The organism is Pedobacter sp. D749 (assembly GCF_019317285.1).
Classification (GTDB): Bacteria; Bacteroidota; Bacteroidia; order Sphingobacteriales; family Sphingobacteriaceae; genus Pedobacter.
On the sequence record NZ_CP079218.1, the window covers coordinates 193,366 to 213,360 of the forward strand.

17 protein-coding genes and 1 pseudogene are annotated in these 19,995 nt (G+C 39.1%); 8 read left to right on the forward strand and 10 right to left on the reverse strand.

The window, feature by feature from the left end; genetic code table 11:
- Nucleotides 1-86: 86 nt before the first annotated feature.
- The 3 genes and pseudogenes from KYH19_RS00860 to KYH19_RS00870 all read right to left on the reverse strand — a co-directional run.
- Nucleotides 87-536 (reverse strand): annotated as a pseudogene (locus tag KYH19_RS00860) (cupin domain-containing protein); the annotation flags it as partial.
- A 58-nt stretch (nucleotides 537-594) separates the two neighbouring features.
- Complete coding sequence (locus KYH19_RS00865) at nucleotides 595-969, reverse strand: DUF4260 domain-containing protein (RefSeq protein WP_219077212.1); 375 nt, start codon at nucleotides 967-969, stop codon at nucleotides 595-597.
- Between the two features lie 61 nt (nucleotides 970-1,030).
- A complete protein-coding gene (locus KYH19_RS00870; RefSeq protein WP_219077213.1) occupies nucleotides 1,031-1,600 on the reverse strand; it encodes a Crp/Fnr family transcriptional regulator in 570 nt (189 codons plus the stop codon).
- Nucleotides 1,601-2,375: 775 nt separating this feature from the next.
- Here KYH19_RS00870 and KYH19_RS00875 point away from each other — a divergent pair.
- From KYH19_RS00875 to galB, 6 genes are all read left to right on the forward strand, one after another.
- On the forward strand, nucleotides 2,376-4,208 hold the full coding sequence (locus KYH19_RS00875) for a glycoside hydrolase family 2 protein (RefSeq protein ID WP_219077214.1): 1,833 nt from the start codon (nucleotides 2,376-2,378) through the stop codon (nucleotides 4,206-4,208).
- Between the two features lie 66 nt (nucleotides 4,209-4,274).
- Nucleotides 4,275-4,604, forward strand: a complete 330-nt coding sequence (locus tag KYH19_RS00880) for a phosphoribosylpyrophosphate synthetase (RefSeq protein WP_219077215.1) — start codon at nucleotides 4,275-4,277, stop codon at nucleotides 4,602-4,604.
- 3 nt (nucleotides 4,605-4,607) lie between these two features.
- Nucleotides 4,608-5,846: an NAD(P)/FAD-dependent oxidoreductase gene (locus KYH19_RS00885; protein ID WP_219077216.1), complete on the forward strand. Its 1,239-nt coding sequence runs from the start codon at nucleotides 4,608-4,610 to the stop codon at nucleotides 5,844-5,846.
- 2 nt (nucleotides 5,847-5,848) lie between these two features.
- Nucleotides 5,849-6,121, forward strand: coding sequence for a UBP-type zinc finger domain-containing protein (locus KYH19_RS00890; RefSeq protein WP_121282124.1), 273 nt, complete (start codon nucleotides 5,849-5,851; stop codon nucleotides 6,119-6,121).
- Nucleotides 6,122-6,394: 273 nt separating this feature from the next.
- Nucleotides 6,395-6,982 (forward strand): hypothetical protein, encoded by a 588-nt coding sequence (locus KYH19_RS00895; protein ID WP_219077217.1) that lies wholly within the window; start codon nucleotides 6,395-6,397, stop codon nucleotides 6,980-6,982.
- Between the two features lie 341 nt (nucleotides 6,983-7,323).
- A complete protein-coding gene (gene galB, locus KYH19_RS00900; protein ID WP_255562520.1) occupies nucleotides 7,324-9,789 on the forward strand; it encodes a beta-galactosidase GalB in 2,466 nt (821 codons plus the stop codon).
- Nucleotides 9,790-9,939: 150 nt separating this feature from the next.
- Here the strand turns inward: galB and KYH19_RS00905 are convergent, their stop codons facing one another.
- Nucleotides 9,940-10,554, reverse strand: a complete 615-nt coding sequence (locus KYH19_RS00905; protein ID WP_132403969.1) for a Crp/Fnr family transcriptional regulator — start codon at nucleotides 10,552-10,554, stop codon at nucleotides 9,940-9,942.
- 1,514 nt (nucleotides 10,555-12,068) lie between these two features.
- Complete coding sequence (locus KYH19_RS00910; protein ID WP_219077218.1) at nucleotides 12,069-13,895, reverse strand: DUF4859 domain-containing protein; 1,827 nt, start codon at nucleotides 13,893-13,895, stop codon at nucleotides 12,069-12,071.
- Between the two features lie 641 nt (nucleotides 13,896-14,536).
- On the opposite strand from KYH19_RS00910, the gene KYH19_RS00915 reads away from it, so the two are divergent.
- Together KYH19_RS00915 and KYH19_RS00920 are read left to right on the forward strand one after the other, a co-directional pair.
- The gene (locus tag KYH19_RS00915; protein ID WP_132403975.1) at nucleotides 14,537-14,845 is read left to right on the forward strand and encodes a hypothetical protein; all 309 of its coding nucleotides are present in this window, start codon (nucleotides 14,537-14,539) and stop codon (nucleotides 14,843-14,845) included.
- Nucleotides 14,846-14,861: 16 nt separating this feature from the next.
- Nucleotides 14,862-15,080: a heavy metal-binding domain-containing protein gene (locus tag KYH19_RS00920; protein ID WP_132403978.1), complete on the forward strand. Its 219-nt coding sequence runs from the start codon at nucleotides 14,862-14,864 to the stop codon at nucleotides 15,078-15,080.
- A gap of 416 nt (nucleotides 15,081-15,496) precedes the next feature.
- Here KYH19_RS00920 and KYH19_RS00925 read toward each other — a convergent pair whose 3' ends face one another.
- From KYH19_RS00925 to KYH19_RS00945, 5 genes are all read right to left on the reverse strand, one after another.
- Entirely contained in the window at nucleotides 15,497-15,637 is a 141-nt protein-coding gene (locus KYH19_RS00925; RefSeq protein ID WP_207908523.1) for a hypothetical protein, read from the reverse strand.
- 166 nt (nucleotides 15,638-15,803) lie between these two features.
- Nucleotides 15,804-17,570, reverse strand: coding sequence for a carbamoyltransferase N-terminal domain-containing protein (locus KYH19_RS00930; protein ID WP_219077219.1), 1,767 nt, complete (start codon nucleotides 17,568-17,570; stop codon nucleotides 15,804-15,806).
- Between the two features lie 13 nt (nucleotides 17,571-17,583).
- On the reverse strand, nucleotides 17,584-17,733 hold the full coding sequence (locus tag KYH19_RS00935; protein ID WP_165902767.1) for a DUF5989 family protein: 150 nt from the start codon (nucleotides 17,731-17,733) through the stop codon (nucleotides 17,584-17,586).
- Between the two features lie 12 nt (nucleotides 17,734-17,745).
- Entirely contained in the window at nucleotides 17,746-18,129 is a 384-nt protein-coding gene (locus KYH19_RS00940; RefSeq protein WP_219077220.1) for an SxtJ family membrane protein, read from the reverse strand.
- Nucleotides 18,129-19,952, reverse strand: coding sequence for a GDSL-type esterase/lipase family protein (locus tag KYH19_RS00945; protein ID WP_219077221.1), 1,824 nt, complete (start codon nucleotides 19,950-19,952; stop codon nucleotides 18,129-18,131). Before KYH19_RS00945 ends, KYH19_RS00940 begins: the two co-directional genes overlap by 1 nt.
- Nucleotides 19,953-19,995: the final 43 nt, after the last annotated feature.

Here is a 19,995-nt window from a genome sequence, read left to right on the forward strand (position 1 = left end):
AAAAAAACATAGAAATGATATGAAGAATAGGTGTTATATAAATCTAAACGTTTCTTGAAAGAACCAGCGGATGTTTAAGCTAAGATTTATAACGTCCCGCTACAATACTGTTGTAGTAATTTGTTGAGATGCCCTTTTTTGATTGCGACTTTAGCAAAAAAGTTGAACACCGGCTCCGCTATTTTCTGAAAGCCTGCCATTCTGGAATTGCTTAAGTAGACAAACAAGACCAGGTCTGAAAACTTCTTCGGCGTTCCCGCTCTGGTGGACAGACCATCATTTGCTAATCCTTTTAAAATAAAAAGAGCATTTTCAACGTTTTTATTACCAGGATTAATGGTTGTGGTTACCGTGCATTCTACGTTAGTAACATTATGGTAATAATGTTTTTCGTTTGGGGTTATTGTCGCCACATCTCCCTGTTTCAAATGGAGAATGTCTTTACCCTTTCCTACTTCCAGTGCTCCTTTTAAGACCGTGAATGTTTCTGAAAACAACTTATGGTAATGCCATGGGGTTTTTCTCCCGGGAGAATGCTGAGCTCCACCATACTATTGTTGTTATTTGCAAAAAGCGTTGTTGAAATTGAGAAATTTATTTTCCTGTCCAACCCAAACTTGTATGTTTAAAATCATCTGGAAATTTCAGACCATAACCCAGCATGCGGTCAAAAGATGAATGTGCAACCAGTAGTAATCCTATGGAGATAAGTACATCTATGTGCATCGCAAAACCAGCTGCCAGCAGAACTATTGCTACCGCACGATGATGAAATAAGTTATAGGTGAAAGCGCCTACGCGGGTATTCACCAGGTAACCGATCATAGAAAGATCAGGCGCAAAAAATAGCAATACCCACAGCCAAACCGATAATCCCAGATTATATTTCGTTAAGAAATAAATAGCTATTGCAGTTATGGCTGCTTCTTCAATTCTGATGGTGAAATCCATCACTTTTTGCTGATTCATGACAATGATTTTTGTTAGCTCAAATGTATGCCTGAAACAATGGGTAAGCTCTTGACAAAAATCAAGAAACCATTTTCCTCCGTATCCGGCTGAAAGTTTCAGGTGTCATGCCGAGCATAGAGGCCAGGTATTGAAGCGGTACCTGATTAAAAAGTTCACGGTTGTGCTCTAAGAGTTTTTGATAACGGTCTTCGGCGGTCAGGGAAATGAGGTCCATGATTCGGTTCTCCATCATTACAAAACATTTACCCGTAAACAGTTTTTCAAATTCATGCCATTTGGGCACCAGTCTTCCCATCGTTAAGTACGCTTCGTAATCGATCGTAAACAAACGCGTTGGTGTGAGTGCCTGGATATCAAACCGAGAGGCATTCCTGAACATGAAACCCTGGAGATCTGTGATGAAATAACCGGCAGTGCCTATCCATTGGGTAACTTCTTTTTCTGGCAGCTTTACAAAAACTCTTAAAATACCACTTTCTATAAAACTAAGTTTATTGCAGAATTTACCTGTTCTTAAGAAATAGTTTCCCTTTTCAATTACCTCGGGTTTAAATAATCCGCTCACTTTTTGACAGTCATCCGGACTAATGCCGAAATGGTGGTGGATATAACTTTCAAGTTCGTTCATCTATATTTTTTTATGATCAAGGTAGCTGCATTAAAATGCTCCAGGCCAAAACAGTGATCTGATACAAGTTTCCGTTTTTTGATCGTAGCATATTTGCATAGTCAATTATAAACAACAATTAAAGAATACAAAGATGAAAAAGAAAATAGTAATACCTGGGGCTACAGGCAGGGAAATCGCTTTTAAATGATTACGGTCAAAAAAATGGCATTTTCAGATCCCGACTATATATCCATCTATTCCTGGCCAATCCAGATCTGCCAAAACGATTTGAAAAAGAGGCAACACTCAACGAACCGGACAGGGCTACCATGTTTGGGAACGGAGCGCATGGTTATGTCGATTATCCATTTTTAAATGATTAAATGCATTTAACGATATCCAACACGGTGATCAAAAAGAATGTACAGACGCAGCATGTTTGCGTCTGTTTCATTTCGATGTGCGCTTTGGTAACGATTACCTGCATTTCTGGGTACAGTTGTTCCGTTTGGTGTATCCTTCCGATCAATAGCCAACACAGGTTTATTATTCTGCTGAAGGATAAAGTTGCCTTGTGTTTACCATTTGAGATATTTTAAAGGTTTTTAATCCGAGAATATATATGATAACATTGTGGCGTGTAAAAACCGCCGGTTCAGATATGCGTTATGCCTGCTTAATTGCTTGTTCACTAAGCCATTCCAAAAACAATTTTTAACAATAAATCGATTTAGAATGTTAAAAAGCTTATCTTGGTGTGTTGATCCAGATAAGCTTTTACTTAAAACATTTTATGAAAAATACGATTTTAAATATCCTTTTTTTAACGATTTTTTTTCAGGTAAACTACTGCGGATATACTTTCGCCCAAACAGCTAAACTGCCCACAAAATGGACTCAGGCAGCAATGGCTTCTTCAAACCCGTTTCCAGACTATCCGCGGCCTCAGCTGGTCCGTGGAGAGTGGAAGTCGCTCAATGGAAAATGGGACTATATTGGGGGTAAAGAAAAAAAGGCTGCTTTAAATCCCCGTGTACCTATTGAATTCCCCACTAATGGCGAGCAGATCCTTGTACCATACTGCCCTGAATCCGTGATTTCCGGAATCGAGCGTAAACAGGAAGTAAATATGTGGTACCGCAGATATTTTGAAATTCCACAGAAATGGAGAGGTAAAAATGTACTGATTAACTTTGAGGCGGTAGATCATGAGGCGACCGTTTTTGTAAATGGACAAAAGGTTGGTACTCATTCCGGCGGATACGATGGCTTTTCGCTGGATATTACCAGGTTCTTGAAGGCGGGTCGTAATGAGCTTATTGTCTCCGCCTACGATTCCAACGACGGGACAATGCCTTCAGGAAAGAATGGCCCCCGCGGCGACTACACCTTCAGTTCGGGGATCTGGCAAAGTGTATGGCTCGAGCCGGTTAGTCTGGTGCACATCACAAATATCAGACTTTTACCAGATCTGGAGCATAGCAGGCTGCAGGTGAAGGTGGAAGCTGGCACGTCAAATTTATCTGCTGTTGCCATGGATGGGAAGAAAGTAGTCTCACAGTGGGAAGGAAGCGCCGGAAATACTTTTTATCTGCCCATTACCAGCCCCAAACTTTGGTCTCCGGAAGAGCCTTTTCTATATGATCTTAAAATCTCGGTTAAAGACCGCAATGGGAAAGTAACTGATGAAATTAGCAGCTACTTCGGGTTGCGCGATATCAGGCTCGGCAAGGTGGCCGGCATAGTACGTCCACTTTTGAATGGAAAGTTTATCATGCAGGTTGGGCTATTGGACCAGGGCTATTGGCCAGACGGCATTCTTACAGCACCAAGTGATGAAGCGCTAAAGTCGGATCTTGAGTTTACAAAAAATGCCGGCTTTAATCTTATTCGCAAGCACATGAAAACTGAGCCCAAACGCTTTTATTACTGGGCAGATAAACTGGGAATGCTGCTTTGGCAGGATATGCCGGCGATATGGTACCAGAATGAAGATACGGCCAGGGTGCGGCCGGCATTCCGCAGAGAACTTAAGGAAATTATGGACGAGCATTATAACGCCCCTTCCATTATTGCATGGGTGCCTTTCAACGAAAATTGGGGTGCCTTCGATGTGCCGAAAATTACCGATTGGGTTAAAAAGTATGATCCATCCAGGCTGGTTAATGGAAATTCAGGCTTTAATAATAACCCTGACTACCAAAAGGCTGCGGGAGACCCGGGTAATGGAGACTTTGTGGATACCCACATTTACATTGGTCCTAATGATGCCTCGAAACCCGACGCTAAACGGGCAGCATCTTTAGGTGAATTTGGAGGGGTGGGGCTTTTTGTGAGGGGGCACATGTGGCCTGTAGAGAATAATGCTTATGCTTATGAACCTACCTCTGAAGCATTGACGGATAGGTTTGTGCTGTTAATGAGCCAGGTTGAGCAGTTGATGAAATATCAGGGACTCAGTGTAGCGGTTTATACCCAGACAACCGATGTGGAACATGAGGTAAATGGACTGCTGAGCTACGACCGCGCTGTTGAGAAAATGGATATCAAAAGGGTTAGCGAGATTAACAGAGCGATAATTGCAGAGGGAAACAAACTAAATTCATTAGAGTATAAAAGGAAATAAGGTTAATTGACGCATAAGTTAATTAAATTTTAAGCTAATTTGTAATCTCCAAAACGAATACTTACGATGAGCGACGACAATTTGAAACATTTAGGTGAGATGACCACATTAAGCGAGGTAATGAATCACTTATCCAAAGAAGGCTATACTTTCGATTTTAATACAGCTGTAAAATCCGTTGATGAACAAAATGCACTCGCGCAGCATCCGGAAAATTTTCTGATTGATAAATTTTACAGATTTGAGGGTGCCTCAGATCCTGAAGATGAATCTATCTTATACGCTATATCATCAACAGACGGAAAAATAAAAGGATTACTTGTGGATGGTTATGGTATCTCCGCTGAGTATCCGGTAGAAGAAATTATTAAAAAAATAAAAACCAGGACAAAGTAGCGTATGGACAAACTTAAACTATACGGCGTTCCCGATTCTCAGGAAATTTATCCGATCAGGGATTTTTTAAAAAGAAGTGTTGTTGATTTCGACTGGTTTGACCTCTCGCATGACGGGCAGGGCCAGGGAATTACTTCTTTCGACAATCCACAAAAGCATCCGGTAATAGAATTTCCTGATGGAAAAATAATTGTTAATCCTTCTTTAGAAGAGATTGCCTGTAACCTGGGTTGGATTACGGAACCTAAGTATGATGAATATGATCTGTCCATATACGGTGCGGGTCCGGCGGGATTAAGTGCTGCAGTTTACGCTGCATCTGAAGGATTGAAAACCATTCTTATAGAAAGGGAAGCGGTAGGCGGACAAGCAGGTACCAGCTCTTTAATTGAGAATTATCTTGGCTTTCCGGAGGGTATATCGGGTGCAAATCTGGCTGAGCGGGCCAGGCAGCAGGCTTTAAAGTTTGGCGTGGAAATTTTACTGCTCAAAGAAGGGATTAAGGGCACTTTTTACGATAATAAGATTCATGTCGATTTTGCCTCTGGTGAAAAACTGGTCGCGAAGGCTAATATTTGTGCAACAGGAGTGGAATACGCAAGACTGAACCTGCCGGATGAAGAAAGGTTTTTTCATAAAGGCGTATACTACGGAGCCGGTGCCAGCGAAGCTTTTTTTTGCCAGGACAAGGATTTATACATCATAGGCGGGGGAAATTCAGCCGGCCAGGCCGCAACTTATTTTTCAGGATTTGCAAAACGCGTCTTTATGGTTATCAGAAAAGGAAATCTTGCCGAAACCTTGTCTGAATACCTCATTCAAAGAATTGCCAGTATCAAAAACATTTTTGTTTTGTATCATTCACAGGTTACTGCGCTGGAAGGCGAGGATTACCTGCAACGGATTAAAATAGCCAATAGCGAACAGGGAACGGAATCCTGGCATGAAACATCAAAACTGTTTATTTGTATAGGCGGAAAGCCCAACACAGAGTGGGCCTCGGAAACAGCCATTTGCAGGGACAGGAATGGATACCTGTATACCGGAAATGATGTGATGGCGCTGGATCAATATAAAAAATGCTGGGAACTTGATAGGCCTCCCTTTCACCTGGAGACCAGCGTGCCCGGATCTTTTGCTGCGGGAGACGTACGATTCAATTCAGTAAAGCGTGTAGCATCCGCCGTTGGAGAGGGTGCAATGGCCGTTACACAAGTACATCAATATCTATCAAAACTATAATTATGGAAAATAATCAACCATGCAGCCATTTATCGGCTATTAAAGAATTGAAGTTGGCGAAACAGCCTGTTTGTGAAGAATGCGTAAAGCAGGGCACAGATTGGGTTCATTTACGTACCTGCCAAACTTGCGGTATAACTTTGTGCTGCGATTCCTCTCCAAAACAACACATGTCTCAACACTTTAAAATCAAGGAGCATCCTGTAGTGATTTCTTCAGAGCCCGGGGAACGATGGTTGTACTGTTATGTTGATGATCAGGTTGCAGAATACTAAATTTTATAGAATCATTTGATAATGAGGTAAAGGTTGGGGCAATCTATGTTCAGCCTGGCGAAAGTGGGTGGTAAATGGGCTACCAGAACAGTACAATCAAACCAAAAGACACTTAAAAAGTCATATAAATAATACGGGTATAACCAGTATCTGTGTTTTTTTACATTCCTAAAAACGCTAAAAAGCAACCTCAGGGCACTTTGTTGATATTTATCAAAAGCTCTTTTATTGTTAACTTAACTTTAAAAAATAATTAATCATACCTTTGGCCCCATGAAAACCGCTCTTAAAATCATGGTGTTATCATTGTTAATGATTAATGCTAAAGCCCAATCTGTTAAACAGTTATCAGTTGAATTGTTATCAACTACCCGTGCAGACTTTAACAAAAATTTAATGAAGTTGGATTCGGTCAATCTTAATGATCTGCCTCCATCTGTTTATTTATTCTCCAGAGATGGTAAACAGGAAGTAAACATTGCCGGAGTTACAGTCTTAACTGATCAAAAAGTTATTACTGGTATTAAAGACATGAATCTGTCTGAGGAATCATTGAAAAATATCAGCGACAGACTAAAAGTTCTGGATAAACTTCAGAAAGCCTATAGCGAAGCATCCAATGATGAATATAGGTCTAACAAAAGAAACAAGAATAACATTGTTTTCTATGATCGTAGATTTTTTGTAGCTCTAAACGCAATGAAAGCAACTTTGAAAGACTTTAAAAAGATGTATTCTGCAAGTCAGGATGATAAAACTAAAACAATATCATTTGCAGCAATGAGAAACCCTAACGTTGACTGGAAGTTCTATAGTCATTTGATAGAAGTTGAGCAAGAAAAGATAGCACTTACCAAATAGTTGTTATCCCGGTTAAAACTGCCATCTGTAGCGAAAGTTGTAGGTGGCTTTTGATTTTATAGGCATGCCTGGATACTCAGTTTTTGTAATCTATTAAAATTAAAGAAGAATAGAATGATCTTGAAAAGGAGCGGTATTTTGTTGATTCTAGGTTAGAATTTGAGCTCCAAACCTCAGCTACACCAAAAACCTTGTGCGGCTGGCAAGTATAGTAACGCAAATCCGCTCGTTTAAGAACTGCTTTTGTAATCGAACCAACTAAAATTAAACCATTTATTTACTTATTTTAACATTGTTCTTTCCTTAATTGGTACGCACTGTTTTAACATTTAGATTTGAGGATGAGTACAATCAAAACATCATCCTATCTGAGTTTATCCATGTTATTGTTAACTGTGCTATTTTGTGGAGCAGTACATGGTCAGGTCAGGACAGAATACCTGTTGGAAAAAAACTGGAAGTTTAGCAAAGGTGATTTTCCTGAATCTAAAAACCCGGCTTTTGATGATACAAAATGGGAAACGGTAAGTATACCTCATGATTGGGCAATAAAGGGTCCTTTTGATGGGAATAACGATAGCCAAAATGTACAGATTGTACAGAACGGTGAGAAAACGGCATCATTAAAAACAGGAAGAACAGGCGGCTTACCTTTTGTTGGCAAAGCCTGGTACCGTAATACTTTTGTTGCGCCTGCCTTTACTAAAGGTAAAAAAGCCGTTATCTTAATTGATGGAGCCATGAGCTATCCCAAAGTGTTCCTGAATGGAGAGGCTGTTGGCCACTGGGCCTACGGATACAATGCTTTCTCTATTGATGTAACCGACAAAATGAAAGCAGGCAAGAATACACTTGCCATCAGCCTTGAAAATTTACCTGAAGCCTCGCGCTGGTACCCAGGCGCTGGTTTGTACCGGAACGTGCATGTCATTATTACGGATGAGGTAAGTATCCCGGTTTGGGGCACCTATATTACTACACCTCTAATCAACAAAGATTTTGCACGGGTAAAGATAAAAACTCAGGTAAGTTCACTTAGTGGCAACTACACTGCTTTGAGCCTGCAAACAACTATTGTAAACGCCAAAGGCGAAACGGTAGCTTCGGGAACCAGGGCTTTGAATGAGGGCGATTTGAACGAGTTTGAGCAAGATTTATTGGTCAGAAATCCTGAGCTGTGGTCTCCTGAAGCACCAAACTTGTACTCTGCCGTAACAAAATTATATGCCGGGAACACTTTAAAAGACGAGTATAGCACTACTTTTGGAATCCGGTCTATAAAATACGAGGCGCAAAAAGGCTTCTCGTTAAACGGGGTTTACCGTAAGTTTAAGGGAGTTTGCAACCACCATGATCTTGGGCCACTTGGAGCCGCTATAAATGTTGCCGCCCTGCGCAGGCAACTTACATTATTGAAAGATATGGGTTGTGATGCCATCAGGACCTCGCACAATATGCCTGCACCAGAGCTGGTAAAATTATGCGATGAAATGGGATTTATGCTTATGGTCGAATCTTTTGATGAATGGAAGGCTCCTAAGGTTTTAAACGGCTACAGCCACCTTTTTGATGAGTGGGCCGAAAAAGATATCGTGAACATGATTCATGCCAACAGAAACAATCCTTCTGTGGTAATGTGGAGTATTGGAAACGAAGTGCCTGATCAATCTACCAAAGAAGGTGGTAAGATCGTAAAATTTTTGCAGGATATATGCCACCGCGAAGATCCAACCAGGCCGGTAACTGCTGGTATGGACAGGATCAAAGATGCCCTTGACAATAATTTTGCCTCCGTATTAGATATTCCCGGGTTTAATTATAAACCACTATGGTACGGAAATGCCTATACCCGCCTGCCACAAGGTATGATCCTGGGGTCAGAAACGGCTTCTACCGTGAGTTCAAGAGGTGTGTATAAGTTCCCTGTTGTGCCTCAGAAGATGAAAATGTATGATGACAATCAAAGTTCATCATACGATCTTGAATATTGTAACTGGTCTCAAATTCCGGATGATGAATTTGTGATGCAGGATTCACTCAAATATGTAATCGGCGAATTTGTTTGGACAGGTTTTGATTACCTGGGCGAACCAACGCCTTACGATGAAAAATGGCCGTCTCACAGTTCTTATTTTGGGATTATTGATTTGGCAGGCATTCCTAAAGATCGTTTTTACCTCTACCGGAGCAAATGGAATACCGAAAAACCCACCCTGCATATTGTTCCACACTGGACTTTCCCCGGTCGTGAAGGGCAGGTTACGCCCGTATTTGTGTACACCAGTTACCCATCAGCGGAGTTGTTTATTAACAAAAAAAGCCAGGGCAGGCAAAGTAAAAATAAAACCACCAATACCAGCAGGTACCGGTTGATGTGGAACGATGTAAAATACGAACCCGGAGAAATAAAGGTAGTTGCCTATGACGGGAATGGTAAACCTGTTGCCGAACAAACGGTTAAAACGGCAGGCAAACCTCACCATATCCTATTGGAATCCGATCGTAAAACCCTGATGGCTAACGGGAAGGATCTTGCTTACATTACAGCAAGCGTGGTAGATGCTAATGGTACCTTATGCCCTGATGCAGAGAATAGCCTGTCTTTTAAGGTTACCGGAAATGGAACCTATAAAGTGGTGGCCAATGGTGATGCGACCAGCCTGGAATTGTTTCACCTGCCTAAGATGAAGGCCTTTAAAGGCAAACTGGTTGTTACTGTTCAATCAACAGAACAGGCAGGGAAATTAAATCTGAGTGTTTCGTCTAAAGGTTTAAAAACTGCCATACTGCCGGTTCAAACGCAATAATAATAGGATCGGAAGATATTGTCGGGAATACTTTATTTTATAAAATCAACATACATATACTCCAACAGCGACCGCGATTTGAAAAAAAATACGAAAATTGATCGCGTTATTACCCTATAAGCCATTGAAACGGCAGTTGAAAAACTATAGCTAATAAAATGTTTTTTCAAGTGCACAGACTGCCCTAACTCTGCTCAATGTTTCGTTACGCATTCCTAAATAGCTGGCGAGATAATGAAGAGGCATCCGGTTAAAAATCTTCGGATAATTTTTCATCAATATTTCGTAACGGTCTGAAGCTTTTGGGATTCTGGCCAGATTTGCCCTTTCTGATGCTTTGAAGGATTCTATTGCCATTAATTTCCGTCCAATGATATTGGTTTCAGGGAATCTATCGTAAAGGCTGTTGAGCAACCCATAGGGAATGGCAATCAGGATACAGTTTTCCATTGCCTGAATATATTCTGCCGAATATTTTTCCTGTTTAGCCGGATTGCTTATTGCACAAACAAACTCATCCTCGAAACTGATTCGTGTGGTGATATCCTTTCCTCCATGCCTGATAAAGTTCCTTAATAAGCCTTTAACGATAAAATACATACATTCATTGGCATGTAGAGGTGATAGTACAAACTTAGTTTTTTTGATAGTTAACTCATAAGCTGATCCGATATAAGCATCCATATATTCTTGTGATACCGGATGATATTGTTGCAAATAATTAAAAAGGGGAGTGAGATATGGCGGGGTTCGTATGATGGACATTGACTATTGTTTATTCGACAGAATTATCTGTAGTTCTTATTATTGTCAGCTAACAACATTTCATTTACAAAAAAATATATGTCTTTTATTGATATGCATATCTCCAAAAACCTATAACATGGTGTTGCTGAAAAGATGATGCTTTATAAAAAATAAAAAAATTGACATAAACAAGTACCATTTCTCCCCGGTGATTTTATAGGAATTGTTACCGTATTTTGTAAATTATTTTTGTTTCTTATCTGTAAGAAATTCCGACAAAATTTGTCGATGCTGTATATGAGCACTTACTTATAGAGACTGAATCTACTCCTGCGAAAGTAACGGGTTATTTACGTTGGTTGAAGTGTTTTTGATAAATATCAAAGCTTTTTGTTTCGAAATGATATAATCTGGTTAATATTACACCGAAAGGCCGTAGTTGTTTTATAAATCTTGATTAAAATATCAAATACAGGTTTTGAAATTGTTTTTTAGTTTCAGGAAATGTCTTACAGTGCCCTGTTATTATTTTAATAATTTTATTATCAGGTAATTGAATAAAGAGTGAGACGACAAGTCGGATTATATGTTAAGACATTGTAAATAATAAGGTGATACAGTAGATGTAATTAAAACCAGAAGAATATTTTGGCTGAGGATGGGGCGTAGAGATTTTTTGCCAATAGGACTTAGCGCGCATTAATTGCTGAAGAGATAGTAGTTAGAGCAGGATATCATACAAGCCCGGCGGAATGGCCAGACTTGTATGATTCAAAAGCAATTTCACAGCATCATAGCGTGCCAAACCTGATGAAGATAAGGTGTGCCGTTCCTGTAAAGCCTTTTAGATCTATTTGTTTAATTGCCAGGCTTTCCATGCGGAATTACTGTTCTTTTGTTGTAAACCTGAGTTCGATTAATATTTGAATCATAGTGAGAGTTTACAGCCGCTTTACCTCACGCGATCGTCATGCTGAATTTATTTCAGCATCTTTTCCTGCTATTAAGACCCTGAAATGAATTCAGGGTGACGACAAAATTAAGTAAAACTTATTTTGCATTTCAGTCTGAGCGTAGTCGAAGATCATTTCAACGCACTAATGAAGCAATCGACTACGCTATCATAGACGTTATTTCGCAAATTACTATTAATCAAAAGCTTAACTCCTTTTGTGTTTCCATCCAGCTAGGCCATATCACGGTATCCCCGTTCTACTTAAATCCGGCCTAACAAATTTTTCGGGCTGCACTGTTCTGGCCGAACAACTGGCTTCAAAAGAAAACGGCGAAGCCCTCATGAATGCAGCTGAAAGTTATAAACAACAAATGAATAAATTTTCAGCCGGTGTTTTTTGTTTCTTTTTGACACCAAAAAGAAAGAGCCCTTCGGCGGCGGCGAGCCGAGGCAAGACCGCGCCGTAGGATAAGAGAAGACAATTCTACGTCACTAATTTGATTTTATACCATAAATTACCCCTCAGTGTGACAGCAAAAGACAATTTATATTTGTTATAAAAATTTAAACAGGCTTTTTATTCAATGGTAATTAAAAACTTAAATGTAGCGGTAACTTTTTTATTGGTTTCATATTCATAAACAAGTGCCTGGCTGATTGTAAATTGATCGCCTTTAACTACATGCTGTGGAAATTGGCCCAGATCAAAACTTAACTTTGTACCATCCAGTTCTGAAAAAACTTTTGCATCAGTACCCCAATTAATTACATTTCCGCTTGCATTAAACCAATGTCCGTAACCATTCGCTGTTGTTTGGGCATTCAAGCTACCATTACTTTCTACCCCGTAGAATTTTATGGTTTTATTGGCTAAACCTTCGGTAATTTTAGCAGGTAAAAGCGTAAAAGCCTGAACCAGTTTATCCTGATCAAAGTTTACCGTAGTTCTGGTGTAGTTAGTTAAATCAAGTGGTATTTTAACCGGAATAGAGAAGGTAACATCCTTTGGCGTTGCCCCTGGATTCACAGATAGGTCATTTAAAAGGGTCGTATTGGTAAACTTAACTTTGTATGGCCATTGGTCATCGTTACTATTATCATCATCCCATCCGTGTTGTGTATATGTTTTTGGGGCACCAGACACTACAAACCAGAGTTTACTGCAATCAGCCGGCATGGTAAAGGTTGCATTCCCGTTTGTACCTTCGAACATGTTGCTGTACACTCTTGTACCATTGTTAAGCAATGCAACATATCCATATCGCCAGCCCGCTCGGGATGCATCGACCTGGTTATAACCTGACGCATTTGCTAAACCGGTAAATTGGGCATTTAAAACAGTACCTGCTGCTGGTATTTTCAATGGCACCAGATTATATCCGGTGGTACCTGGGCAGCGTGCATATTTTACCTGAAAACTTCCATCAGTTAACTTATCAAACTCGTAAGGTTGCTTGCCGATAAAGTCGGCCCCTAAGGTTTTTATACTTGGGATATCCCAGGTTGCAAATTTGGTTGCAGCATCGTAAATTTCGTCATTTAGCTGTTTAACATTAATGCCGGTTAAACGCATATAGGCCTCAATCGGATCTTCTGGTTTTATTGCGCCCCGCCAGATTCTTCCAATGATATCAATACCATGTTTCGAGGCCCAGTAATAGTGGATAAAGTAGCTGGCATACCGTTGCCCTTCGTGGTTGATATGGCGATGAGCATTATCCATATAAACTCCGAAATTGTAGGAGGTAAATGCTTCGGAAGGATAACTTTGAAATGATTGCCATTGTGCCGTTTGCTCCCAAAATCCATTATTAGGTTTACCGCCAAAACCATATCTGAATCCAGTTTGGCCGCCCTGATCGCAAAAAACCTGATATTGAAAACAGTGGCCAATTTCATGCGCAAGTACAGAACCCACAGGTTGTACTGCTTGCGGATTGATCCATAAAGCACCGATGGTATCATCATAACCAGACCCGGTTGCGCGCCACTCATCCTGATAATATAAAAAGATAAGCATCTTATATTTATCTAATTTCGACTTCCCAGGTTCTGCAAACTTTAGTGTATTAACGTTGATCTGATAAAAAGTTTCTGCTTTTTTAAGTAAATCAACGATGTCTACCCTATATTTTTCGGGTACATTTTGAGAACCTGGATTGTCACTGCCATATTTGAGGTCCCAAAAAACGATAAAATGTTCTGATTGACTACTTCTTGCATAACTCCATGCACTATTTTTATTGTTAAAATCCATTTCTTTATACTCATTTGGAATATAAATAGATAGTGTATCCTTCCCATTCAAAGCAGTAGTGGAAACTTCTTCAAGCGGTTTCTCTTTTTTGCAGCCAACAAAGAGAAGCATAGGTAAAAGCAGTAATAAAAAGAATGCTAATTTCATAAGCCCAAGGGGCTTGTACAGGTCTGTTTTTAGTTTCATATAAGTTATAGGTTGTTTACTCAAACATAAGTAATAATACAAGGTTGTATTCTTGTATTTTAACAATTAATGGCTTGATATTGATGTTGTTATGCGTGTTTTGACCTGTTTTATTATGAAAAAGGTCGTCATTGCGAGGAGGAACGACGAAGCAATCTATCATGCTGGTGATCGGTTCGAATCCGATATTCTCCACCTATTAAAAACCTAATTAGCTATTTATTAGTTAGTTAGGTTTTTATTTTTAAAGAGGGTATTACAAAGGGTGCCACTTTCGTAATCTATAAAGTCAAAAAACTCGATTATATTGTTTTATTCCTTTGTCGTTATTGGAATAAAATAAAATGGTGCTGGCTTAATTGTTAGCACCATTTTATTTACGGTTTCCGGTATTTCAATCCCGAAACATTTGGTTATATTTGTGAATTATAATTGACTACATTCAATAAAAATTAATCTCTCATTATATCAAAAATTCTTACCGCAATCCTGCTACTAATCAGTATAGGTTTATTAACCACAAATTATACAATGATAGCTATCTGGTTTATGCTATTGATTATCGCTTTAGAACCTCAAGAAATATCAAATAAAAAAATAAAATGAAAAAATCAATTTTAACACTCTTGGCATTATTGCCGCTTATTAGTTTTGGTCAGGCTTATGCAGAACCTAGTGGCACACCTTTAGGTGCATTTTTAATGTTTCTTTTAGGGCTTGCAGTATTTTTAATAATTTTTCTTGCTCTTAGGCAGGTAGTACTTTGGTATTGGAAGGTAGAAACTTTATTAAAAAATCAAAATGAGCAGACTAGGATACTTACTAGTATTTATAACTCAATAGAAGAAAATAATAGGCTGACCCAATCGCAAATAGAATTAGTTATAGGAAAAGATACTGATATACTTTAATTATGAGTGTGAAAGAATGCCCGAATTGCGGCAAAAAGCTATAATGTTAGGTGGTAACGGAATAATCGCAACCGATGTTGATTATGCCGAAGTTGGTGGTGCTAAAGCTATGGTTATGGTATGTATGGCTGGTACTGCTGTAAAAATAAAAAATCAAGATACGGTATTTAAAGGTGACTCAAAAAAGTTTGTACTAATTAATGAAATACTTAAAAAGAGTAGAATTTTTAAGTAATTTAAAATACACATCATATTAAAAATAACCCTTCCAAATCGTAGGGGTTTCTTTTTATTAATTTTAAAGGGCGTTTTTGTTTCTATGATTTGCCATAAATCACTCTATTCAGGGTTAAGCGGAAAAGTTGGGGGGAGGGATTTTTAGGCATATATTTTTGATAGTCTTAACAGTAATGTATATATACATTAGCTGAATCAAATATTAAGTTTGTTGGCTGCATACTTTAATTGATCTTCAATTGCTTTACGAAATTCATCGTTTTTGAGATTCCATATCATTTAATTGCAGTCAAGGAAATATCTTGTATATGTCGTTTCTTTTTACAAATCGGGCTAACTCGCTAGTGTTTTCATCTTTATAAAATCCCAATCGATAATCCCCAACTCTCCAACGATAAGCTGTGGAGAAACCTTTCATTTTTTAATACTTGGAAGCTCTTCTAAGCTTTCAGCATTTTCAATCTCCATAATAAATTCTTTGATTTTATCTTTCGATTTTTTATCGTTGAGTTTCTTAATATCATTTAGAAAATTTCGTAAAACAATAATTTCCATTATTCCAAAGCCTTTTATTTAATTACTGATCAGATTGATAACTCTGATTCTGATGGCAATTTTTTACGGAAACCCCGTATAATGATGCAGCTTCATTTTTAATCTCTGAATTTCCGTAGTTTCTGGATTTTTATTAACAAGAAATTCGGATAAAAGAAAAGGCATCTCAAACCGCCAGAGTCCGGTCTCTTTTATCGATAAGTAAACCTTCGATAGCGAGAATATCAATTTCTGTATTTAAAAAGCAACATATAGCATCTTTCGGACTGGAGGCCATGGGTTCGTTCATTACATTTAAGGAGGTATTAATTACTGCTGGGCAACCCGTAAGGTTGTAAAAAGCGGTGATTACCTTATGAAAATCAGGATGATGTATTTTGTTCACGATCTGAACCCGGGCTGTTCCATCAACGTGTACCGCTCCCGGAATTAAAACTGCATTGGATGCCTGATGGCCATTGCTATGGTCTGAATAATTTTCTGTAAATAGCATATATCGGTTTTTTGAGCCTTCACCAAAATATAAATCTGCGAATTCATCCAAAATAGCCGGGGCAAACGGACGGAAGGACTCTCTAAACTTAATTTTTGCATTAAGTATTGCTTTCATCTCACTGTTTCTGGGGTCTGCGAGAATGCTGCGGCAACCTAGTGCTCTTGGCCCAAACTCTGTTCTTCCTTTAAAATATGCGATTACTTTGCCTTCGGCCAGGTACTCCGCTATTTTAAGATAATAAAGTTCATTTTCAACTTCTTCATAATTCAGGCCATAGGCAGAAAGTGCTTTGATTACTTCATTTGGGGTATAGCTTGGTCCTAAAAGTGATTGTTTCATCCCATCAGCCTGCGGATTAACATTCCTAACTCCAGATAAATGCTCGTAAAATACGCTGTAAGCGGCACCCAATGCGCCACCAGCATCTCCTGCTGCAGGTTGTACCCAAACCTGTTTGAAACCAGAATGTTGCCTGACAGCTGAATTCGCTATGCAGTTCAGCGCAACTCCTCCTGCAATACAGAGATTATCTATTGCAAATTCCCTGTAAAGACTTTGGGTCAGTTTAATCATGATCTCTTCAGTCACTTTTTGTATGGAGCTTGCAATATCTTTGTGAAAGGTCAAAAGCGCTTCGCCTTTCGCTCTGGGTGGATGGCCAAAAAGCTTGTCGAATTTTTTATTGGTCATTTTCAATCCTGTACAGTAATCAAAATAATCCATGTTCAGGAGAAAAGATCCATCTGCTTTAATATCAGTCAAATGATCATAAATCAGCTGTTTATATACCGGCGTGCCGTACGAAGCTAAACCCATTACTTTATATTCGTCAGAATTGACTTTGAAGCCTAAATAATAGGTGAAGGCAGAATATAAAAGTCCGATGGAATTAGGGAAATTTATCTCCTTTTTTAAAGTTAGTTGTGCCGAATGGCCTAATGAAACAGTTGTTGTGGCCCATTCGCCCACACCATCTACAGTTAATACCACAGCCTGTTCAAATGGACTTGGGTAAAAAGCGGAGGCCGCATGTGAACGGTGATGATCAGCAAATAGGATGGTGCGCGATTTTTTCCAGTTTGGATCTATAGTATTAAGCGCCCTGGCTATATTGTTTTTTATGAATAGTTTATCCTTTAGCCAAACCGGCATCGACTTCAGGAAAGACCTCAATCCTTGAGGGGCAAAATTGACATAAGTTTCGAGCAAACGCTCAAATTTCAAAAATGGCTTTTCGTAAAATACAACATGATCTAACTCTGCCAGGGAGATGCTGGCAAATTTAAGGCAGAACTTTATCGCTTCTGCAGGGAATGACTCATCATTTTTAATCCTGGAGAAACGCTCTTCCTGCGCAGCAGCAATAACTTCTCCATTCTTCAACAAACATGCAGCGCTATCATGGTAGTAAGCAGAAATACCTAAAATATAAGCCATGCTGCGTGCCCGATTAGAATAAACTATAAATAAATGGGGCCAATACCGAGCCGTGCGCTGCTACCAGTACTAAACCCAGGGTAATCAGGATGATAAATAAGGGCCACAACCAGTATTTTTTGCGCTGGGTTAAGAAATGGAAAAATTCGACCAGTGTATTCATGTATGTATTAATTTAGAACTGTTGATTAAGTGAGCCCATCGCCCTGCCCGACACATCTTCCCAATAAGAAACCAACTGCTTATTTTTTGTTGTTTCTAAGCTCTGCTTTTTAAACAGGCGTATTAAAAGGGCAATAGGGGTTAGGACGAAGATAAATACCAGGGTTAACAAAATTGTACCATTAACCATTCCCAGAAAATTACCAACTTTTATCCATATTGTTCTAATTGGTTCGAGGTAATGCGGAATAAAAACGGCCATTATGATTAAGCCCGCTGATAGCAAAAGCATTATTTGCTGAAGGTAGGTTCCCTTCCAAAAAATAAGGCAAAGCAAAATCATTGTGGCGCCTAAAATAAATCCGAATTTCTTGTTTTCTAATTTTTTGTTGCTCATTACCTGCTATTTTTATTCCTATATTTTGCTGCTGTTTCATCGGCTCTGAGCTGGTGATAATAGCTGGCAATCAACTCATTGATGTTATTTGATGGGACTTCTTTTTTTAGTTTGATGATATTTTTCAGTATTTCTTCAGTTTGTGCATCCAGGTAGGATTGCTGACCGGAGCGCTTTAGTATATCATTATGGTGCAAAGCTTGCTCGGGAAGATCTGATTTAAAATAAAACAAGAAAAGATTATTAGCATTCCCGCGTGTTGGTTCAAGGTCATACGCTTTTTTAAAATAAAATTCAGCGGTTTCCAGGTTTGCCAGTTCAAAAGCTAAACGGCCTGCGTAAGTGTAATAACTTATTTGATAAGGATTTTCCAGCAGCACAGCTTCGGTAACCTTTAAGGCTTTTTGTTTGTCTGCATTGGCCATAGTAGCTTTATACAGTTCATCCATTGCTGTCCTCCAGGTAATCCTGTCTACAGCCAATGCCCCTGCAAGTTGTTCATCTATCGAATTTCCACGATTGTAAGTAGCTGTTATGGGCTCATTAAAGGGCCAACCCGAACGGAGCATCATAATCTGATATGCACCATATAACGAATCTACTTTGGTAACGGGCATATTAACCAACAATTGTGCGAACGACATTTCACTTTGTTTTTTTGTCGGTATTAAATTTCTGTTGTTAATCTGTTGATAAAAAGATTCGCTCATGATTGCGTAACCCAATAAATTTGGATGAACATGCTCTAAAATGGTTTCTTTGCCAATTATTCCACTAACCTCGTTTTTCTCAAACAAGGCACGGGTATCCGCCAGGTAAATACCAGGGTACTGCTTGCACAGTTTTCTAATGATTTGGTTGAAGGCTTCCGGCGCTCTGAAACGCAGCTGATCGTATTCTTTAGCCAAAACAAAATTTGTTTTTGCGGCTTTAAAATCACCATTTACGTATAATTTTTTGCCATTTGTGTATTGCTTTTCAGCTGAAAATTTGCCTGAACTTATAAATGGTTTAAGGTCTTTTTCATTGCTTACCAGCGTACTGATTACGGTTGGGATATGTTTTCTTGACAATAACTGGCACAATTCGTCCATATTGCTGTTAAACTGAGCTATACCACGGTTAAAATCGGCAGATTGATAAGGTATTTGCTGATTGGTTACCATACGTTTCATCAGGTTTTCGCGCTTATCAATTCTTTTTCCAAAAAGTTTTGCAGTAGCCTCAATGATGCGGTCTGATAACTGTACCAACTTAAGTTCACGCAGTTTAATCACCAGTTTTATCCAGGTGCTATTGCCCCTAATCCGGCTGGTAGAGCCGATACCCAAAGCGCCGTAATATTCGTTATGCCCGGTATATACCAATACCAGATCCGGCTCATAATTAACAATTTGTTTTGCGAAATCTAGTACCGTGTACGAATTTACTGCGGTAAGCGAAACATTAATCACCTCGAAGTTCAGGCTGGGATATTGGTGCATCAACCGGTATTGCAACCACCTATGAAACGATCCATTGTGCATATATGGGTAGCCTGCAGTAGTCGATTCGCCAATTACAAATATCCTGAAGGTGTTTTTAGATTTTACGATGCCGAATCGTTCCCGGTTACCCTGGGTTGCATTGGCACTAGTAGAAAAAAACTTATAAGAGGCGGTAGGGTTCATCATCATGTAGCCCTGCTGATCGGGATCTTTAATAAACAATGACGGATCAAAACCATAATTGAAAATTCTCAAAAGGATTTCGATGAAGCATAAAAATACCAATGGCAGCGACAATGCCGCTGCCTTAAAGTATATTTCTTTTCCCTTGCTCATGTTTTATTTAGTGGATAAGTGTTACTACATTCACTACCTCATT

Bases quoted from the DNA above. Each gene is read 5' to 3' on its own strand.
- KYH19_RS00935 (WP_165902767.1), bottom strand. From the start codon at position 17,733: ATGAATACACTGGTCGAATTTTTCCATTTCTTAACCCAGCGCAAAAAA.
- KYH19_RS00940 (WP_219077220.1), bottom strand. From the start codon at position 18,129: ATGAGCAACAAAAAATTAGAAAACAAGAAATTCGGATTTATTTTAGGC.
- KYH19_RS00945 (WP_219077221.1), bottom strand. From the start codon at position 19,952: ATGAGCAAGGGAAAAGAAATATACTTTAAGGCAGCGGCATTGTCGCTG.
- KYH19_RS00895 (WP_219077217.1), top strand. From the start codon at position 6,395: ATGAAAACCGCTCTTAAAATCATGGTGTTATCATTGTTAATGATTAAT.
- KYH19_RS00865 (WP_219077212.1), bottom strand. From the start codon at position 969: ATGAATCAGCAAAAAGTGATGGATTTCACCATCAGAATTGAAGAAGCA.
- KYH19_RS00910 (WP_219077218.1), bottom strand. From the start codon at position 13,895: ATGAAATTAGCATTCTTTTTATTACTGCTTTTACCTATGCTTCTCTTT.
- KYH19_RS00870 (WP_219077213.1), bottom strand. From the start codon at position 1,600: ATGAACGAACTTGAAAGTTATATCCACCACCATTTCGGCATTAGTCCG.
- KYH19_RS00925 (WP_207908523.1), bottom strand. From the start codon at position 15,637: ATGGAAATTATTGTTTTACGAAATTTTCTAAATGATATTAAGAAACTC.
- galB (WP_255562520.1), top strand. From the start codon at position 7,324: ATGAGTACAATCAAAACATCATCCTATCTGAGTTTATCCATGTTATTG.
- KYH19_RS00885 (WP_219077216.1), top strand. From the start codon at position 4,608: ATGGACAAACTTAAACTATACGGCGTTCCCGATTCTCAGGAAATTTAT.
- KYH19_RS00915 (WP_132403975.1), top strand. From the start codon at position 14,537: ATGAAAAAATCAATTTTAACACTCTTGGCATTATTGCCGCTTATTAGT.
- KYH19_RS00920 (WP_132403978.1), top strand. From the start codon at position 14,862: ATGCCCGAATTGCGGCAAAAAGCTATAATGTTAGGTGGTAACGGAATA.
- KYH19_RS00875 (WP_219077214.1), top strand. From the start codon at position 2,376: ATGAAAAATACGATTTTAAATATCCTTTTTTTAACGATTTTTTTTCAG.
- KYH19_RS00890 (WP_121282124.1), top strand. From the start codon at position 5,849: ATGGAAAATAATCAACCATGCAGCCATTTATCGGCTATTAAAGAATTG.
- KYH19_RS00930 (WP_219077219.1), bottom strand. From the start codon at position 17,570: ATGGCTTATATTTTAGGTATTTCTGCTTACTACCATGATAGCGCTGCA.
- KYH19_RS00905 (WP_132403969.1), bottom strand. From the start codon at position 10,554: ATGTCCATCATACGAACCCCGCCATATCTCACTCCCCTTTTTAATTAT.
- KYH19_RS00880 (WP_219077215.1), top strand. From the start codon at position 4,275: ATGAGCGACGACAATTTGAAACATTTAGGTGAGATGACCACATTAAGC.